Here is a 5630-nt window from a genome sequence, read left to right on the forward strand (position 1 = left end):
GCGACCCAGACTGCGAAGAGAAGCGTGACCCGGAGATGGATTAGATCCGATCGGAAAGGAAAAAAGAGCTTGACCTCAGCGCCCGATTAGAGAAGCGGACATTCGAACCCTTCCATCAGGGATTGAACCAGTTCTACCGCAAGGCACTTTCTGCAACCCTGGCAAAATTTCTGTAACCAATCGAACCGGCCCTTTGTCTATCGGCCAGTGCTAAGCTGAAGCCACTCCAAGCCGACATTGACAACCGCGCACAGCACTTTGGGGCACTGAGAACCGCAAGGCAAAAATGTAAAAATCTAGATCGGGGAGTTGCAAGGCTGGTGGTGTGTGAGGCCTTCCGTAGCCGAAGTCTTCTTTTTCCAAAGATGGCTTCCACTGTTCAAATCGAACACTAGGTAAGATGCATTTTCCTTTGTAATTCAACTTCGAGTTTATATATTAGGTAAGATTTTACATGTCTTTTTGGTGGAATATTTTGGATGAGTAAAGCAAATGGATTTGTGCTTCGCCTTAGTTCGACACGGCAGAAGGTCTTTCTCAACACTCTGCGTGAACAAGATTCTTTTGCTGAGGCCGTTGATAAGTTTAGTCATAGCCGGACTTCGCCTCTGATTTGCTTTGTAATTAACACTACAGGCCTGATTACCCACATTGCTCGTGGGCGCAGAGGAATGAATGCAGGAACTGGCCAAACCCGTCTAAACCTCACAGAGATTTTAGACGTGACCACAATACTCACTGCGACCGACATTATTAAGGGTGTTCCTAATAGAAATAGGAAACCAGTCGAAGACCGGTTCCAATACGGCGGTCTTCTGACACCACGCGCTTTTGAGGAAGTCATTGAACTCGTCGCTCGTTTAGCTCCCGAAACTACATCTACTCTTGACCGCTTTACCAAAAGTACTCGGAAACGGCTTTCTGAACTGAGTCAGAAGGCACGCAACACACTTGCTTATCAAAAAGAGAGCGTTGCAACCGCCCTGAATTTGGCAGGCATGGACCGCTCAGATTTATCCGAATGGATACTTGATACCGAAGGAGCACCTACGTCTTATCTTGAGGGATTGCGCCAGGTCCGACTTCGGGAAGATCCTATGATCATCCACGATATGATAGATGTACCGGGCTACAATTTCCTGAAGACCATCAAAGTTGCATCAAGCGCTGTTTTTCAAGATGGCGACAATCGCCTTACCGTCACACTGGCAAATCGCCTGCCATTAGAAGAACAAACGGGCTGCGATCTCATCTATTACAACGAAACCTTCAATGCTTTCATCATGGTGCAATACAAAGCCATGGAATCTGATAGCAATGGGGGGGATATTTTTCGTTTCCCAGAAAAAAACTCACGGAAGAAATCCAGCGTATGGACTCTTTCTTGGCCGAGCTGGCCAAGGCAAAACAGACAAATTCGGTAAATGACTTTCGTTTGAACAACGATCCATTCTATCTCAAGTTCTGCCCGCGTATTCAATTTGATCCAGATTCAACTGGCCTGACTAAAGGTATGTGCATTCCGTTGTCTTATTGGAAACGTGTAGCGGTCGATGATAGTTTTAAAGGGCCCAAGGGCGGCCGTCGTCTCACCTATTCCAACATTGGTCGATACTTCGACAATACAAGCTTTGCCACAATGATCAAAGGCGCATGGATCGGAACCTCAATTCCCCAATCCAAGTTGATGGAGAATTGGATAAAAGATGTCATCTCATCCGGTAGGTCAATTACATTTGCCGTGAAGTCGGAAAATATCGACGGTGATTATTAGATTGAAGCTGTTCATGTCGCTCCAGATCTTGGACTTAATGACGTGCAGGAAGGCTTCTTCTAGGAAAATAGTAGATTTTGAAACCTAATGGCTTGCTCACTTATACTAAACGGCTGCAAGAGCCTCAAGAGACATAACCATGGCCGTCATACGTAAAATTGAAATTGAAAATTTCCGTTCAATCCAAAAACTTGAATGGTTCCCGACACCAGGAATGAACTGTCTGATCGGAGCAGGCGATAGCGGTAAGAGCACCATCCTAGATGCGATTGACCTCTGTTTGGGCGCGCGTCGCTCGGCAAATATCTCAGATGCAGATTTCTTTGAAATGGATGTTGAGAAACCCATTTCTATCACACTTCTGCTAGGCGCTTTGAGTGATAATCTGAGAAATTACGAAGCATATGGAGAATTTCTGCGCGGGTATAACGGCGAGACCAAGATTATTGAGGACGAAGCTGGCCATGGATTAGAGACCGTACTCTCCTTAAATCTCAAGATCGAAGCTGACCTGGAGTTGCGTTGGAGACTGATCTCAGATCGTGCTGAAGCCAGTGGTAACGAACGTAACCTCAACTGGACTGATCGTGTAAACCTTGCTCCAACGCGGCTTGGCGCTATGTCAGATCACAATCTAGCTTGGAGGCGTGGATCGGTTCTTACGCGGCTTAGCGAAGAAACACCAGATGCCTCCAAGGCCCTTACCACGGCAGCACGCGAAGCACGAAAATCTTTTGGTGATGAGGCAGACAAACAGCTTGGTGATGCGCTTAGTGTGGTCAGCAAAACAGCAACAACTCTTGGCATCCGCATTGGCACAAACGCTAAAGCGCTGCTCGATACACACTCTGTATCTGTGAGTGGAGGTGCAATAGCACTGCACAATGAACAGGGTGTTCCATTACGAGGTCTTGGCCTTGGATCTACAAGGCTACTCATAGCAGGCCTCCAAAGAGAAGTGTCTGCGACCTCATCAATTCTTCTCGTGGATGAGGTCGAAAACGGCCTTGAACCACATCGCATTATTCGACTTCTGGGTTCACTCGGGGCAAAGACCAACCCGCCGCCCCAACAGGTATTTGCGACAACACACTCGCCAATTGTTCTGAAGGAGCTTCACCATACCCAACTGCAAGTCTTGAGGTGTCACAATGGGACATTTTACCCGTTGTCAGTTCAACCTAGTGCGCAAGGCACATTAAGGTTGTTCCCTGAGGCTTTTCTGGCCCCTTCAGTTCTGATTTGCGAGGGTGCAACTGAAGTCGGTTTTATGCGAGGGTTTGAACAATATTTTGTCTCGCAAGGTTATCCTTCGATTTTTGCAGCTGGGACGGCCCTTGTTGACTGCGGTGGAGGAACACCTGACCGTGCATATGATCGCGCGATAGCGTTTGCCAACCTCGGATACAGAACAGCTGTTTTTCGAGATGACGACATACAGCCAACGGCTGCTAAACAGGCTGAACATGCAAATTATAACGGATCAACGTTTACTTGGAGTGCTGGGCAATCAATTGAAACAGCTTTAATCTTAGGGGCATCTGATACAGTAATTCTACAGATGATCGACTACGCTATTTCAGAACATGGCGAGGAACTTATCACAGCGCATATTCAGTCAGCTTCTCAAAACGCACATACTCTCCAAGGACTACGAGCACTTCTTAATTCGCCAGACCACTCGATAAACACAGGTCAAAAAGCCGTTATCGTAACGGCGTGCAGTGGTAAGAATGCGTGGTTTAAAACTGTTCGTCATATGGAGCATGTTTCCCGTTACATTATCGCTCCAAATTTTGGAACCCTCACTTCTGAATTGCAGAGCCAAATCAATGGGGTTCTTTTTTGGGCGCAAACTCATCATGCCTGATATCGACTTACTCAATGTTCAGTTAGGAAGTGTGTCTGCACCGGCTGGCTGCGGGAAAACGCATTTGATCGCAACATCCTTGTTGCGTCATGATGGAGTGAAACCTGTTCTTATTCTTACGCATACCAATGCAGGTGTTGCCGCCCTACGGGCGCGTTTGCAAAATATGGGCGTACCTCGAAAAGCCTATCGGATAACTACGATCGACGGCTGGGCCATGCGCTTAATTGGAACATTCCCTCAAAGAAGCGGGCATCCGCCCAACACGCTTGCTCTGAAAAATCCTCGTAAAGATTACCCCGCGATCCGCGCTGGCGTGCAAAATATTTTTAGGGGGAATCACATTCGAGATGTTTTGCAAGCAACATATGCACGTCTGATTGTTGATGAGTATCAAGACTGTGTACTGGAACAACATGCCATGGTTTCCAAAATTGCAGAAGTACTACCAACCTGTGTTCTGGGAGATGAAATGCAAGCCATCTTTGGATGGGGTAATAACGTCTTGGTCAATTGGCAAACAGATGTGCAGGCGCGATTCCCAGCTGTGGGGCAACTGGAAACTCCCTGGCGATGGAGAAACGTTGGAACCGAAGGTTTTGGTCAATGGTTGCTGTGGGCGCGCGAAGCCCTGCGTGCAGGAAATCCAATTGATGTGCGGACAACGCCTCCCGAGGTCCACTGGATGCAAATCACGGGAAAAGCAGATATTGCAAACCTTACGAGAGCATCGAATGTAAGGCCACCCAATGACAATGGCTCTGTGTTAATCGTTTGTGACAGTACACGCCCTCAACGTCATCGACAAATTGCAAGCAGAGCGTTTGGGGCCGTTGTTGTTGAAAATGCAGATCTAACTGATTTTATACGGTTCTCTGAGAATTTTGATTTCCGAGCTGCTGATGCTGTCGACAAGATAGTTGATTTTGCGGGCGATACGCTAACAGGTGTTGCAACTGCGCACTTCAAGAAACGTGTGAAATCAATCCATGCGGCTACAGCACGCACCCCACCAACGGACGCGGAGATTGCTGCTGTCAACTTTATAAACGTGCCAAGCCCCTCCAATGCAGTTGGTCTACTTGTTGAAATTAATAAACAACAAGGCGTAACTAGTTTACGTCCTGCATTGCTCCGGACCTGCATCCAAGCCTTAAACGCTTGCTCAAATGTAGATGATTTTTATGAAATGGCGGTCAAAGCTCGAGAGCAATCTCGAGTTCTAGGGCGGTCTCTTCCAAGAAAAGCGGTAGGAAGTACATTGCTTCTTAAAGGTCTTGAAGCTGACGTTGCCGTCATAATTGATACAGAACAGCTTTCAGCCCGTGATCTCTATGTTGCCATGACTAGAGGTTCACGTCAGTTGATCATCTGTAGCACCAATCCGATTTTAAATCCGGCACCCGCTTGAAAGAAGGTGTTGTGTAGGTGTCTTCTTATGCTGTCGGATCGGCATTCGCTCTAATCTGCAAGAAAAGTAAACTTTCTCCCTATAGAGACGAGGTGAATGAGACCGATCTGAAGTTGAAGTCTTGTTTCAGTTAAGGCTGTCCCAGGCTAGGATGGACGTCCGCAACTGGTCACACAGTTCGTCTTCAAGCAGGAATAGTCCTAAGGACAATCGACGTCGCTGAGTGGCTCTCAGCTTGCTAACTGGCGCTTTGCAGCAGGTAACTCACCACCCTACCTTGGAGGCCCTCCCCCGTACTGATCCGCGACTACGATCGTCATTACCCACCTACATCTACTGCGTAGGCTGCTGGCGAACATGTCTTTTGTTGACGTGGTGTTGACGCGAACGCAAAAAGCCCTGAGCGGTTGGCTCAGGGCTTTTGCTATAGCGTTGATCTTTCGATCTTTATTTGGTTGCGGGGGTAAGATTTGAACTTACGACCTTCAGGTTATGAGCCTGACGAGCTACCGGGCTGCTCCACCCCGCGGTAAATAGTGTTTGTTCTGATTGTTTTGTAGAGATTTAGTCGATGT

Annotated in this window: 4 protein-coding genes and 1 tRNA gene; 4 read left to right on the plus strand and 1 reads right to left on the minus strand. The window is 47.5% G+C overall.

Features of this window, described 5'->3' with window-relative positions:
• Positions 1-479 precede the first annotated feature (479 nt).
• The 4 genes from PPL9_RS01380 to PPL9_RS01395 all read left to right on the plus strand — a co-directional run bounded on the left by PPL9_RS01380 (position 480) and on the right by PPL9_RS01395 (position 5055).
• Entirely contained in the window at positions 480-1424 is a 945-nt protein-coding gene (locus PPL9_RS01380; RefSeq protein ID WP_057460967.1) for a hypothetical protein, read from the plus strand.
• Entirely contained in the window at positions 1385-1774 is a 390-nt protein-coding gene (locus PPL9_RS01385) for a hypothetical protein (protein ID WP_152986565.1), read from the plus strand. The genes PPL9_RS01380 and PPL9_RS01385 overlap by 40 nt, the downstream gene beginning before the upstream one ends.
• A 139-nt stretch (positions 1775-1913) precedes the next feature.
• The gene (locus tag PPL9_RS01390) at positions 1914-3644 is read left to right on the plus strand and encodes an ATP-binding protein (protein ID WP_057460969.1); all 1731 of its coding nucleotides are present in this window, start codon (positions 1914-1916) and stop codon (positions 3642-3644) included.
• Positions 3637-5055, plus strand: a complete 1419-nt coding sequence (locus tag PPL9_RS01395; protein WP_200962059.1) for a UvrD-helicase domain-containing protein — start codon at positions 3637-3639, stop codon at positions 5053-5055. Before PPL9_RS01390 ends, PPL9_RS01395 begins: the two co-directional genes overlap by 8 nt.
• A 452-nt stretch (positions 5056-5507) precedes the next feature.
• Here PPL9_RS01395 and PPL9_RS01400 read toward each other — a convergent pair.
• A tRNA-Met gene (locus PPL9_RS01400) sits at positions 5508-5584 on the minus strand.
• Between the last annotated feature and the right edge of the window lie 46 nt (positions 5585-5630).

This window comes from Pseudovibrio sp. POLY-S9, assembly GCF_001431305.1.
GTDB lineage: Bacteria > Pseudomonadota > Alphaproteobacteria > Rhizobiales > Stappiaceae > Pseudovibrio.

Coding starts and splice junctions, on each gene's coding strand:
- PPL9_RS01390 (WP_057460969.1), top strand. CDS start 1,914: ATGGCCGTCATACGTAAAATTGAAATTGAAAATTTCCGTTCAATCCAA.
- PPL9_RS01380 (WP_057460967.1), top strand. CDS start 480: ATGAGTAAAGCAAATGGATTTGTGCTTCGCCTTAGTTCGACACGGCAG.
- PPL9_RS01395 (WP_200962059.1), top strand. CDS start 3,637: ATGCCTGATATCGACTTACTCAATGTTCAGTTAGGAAGTGTGTCTGCA.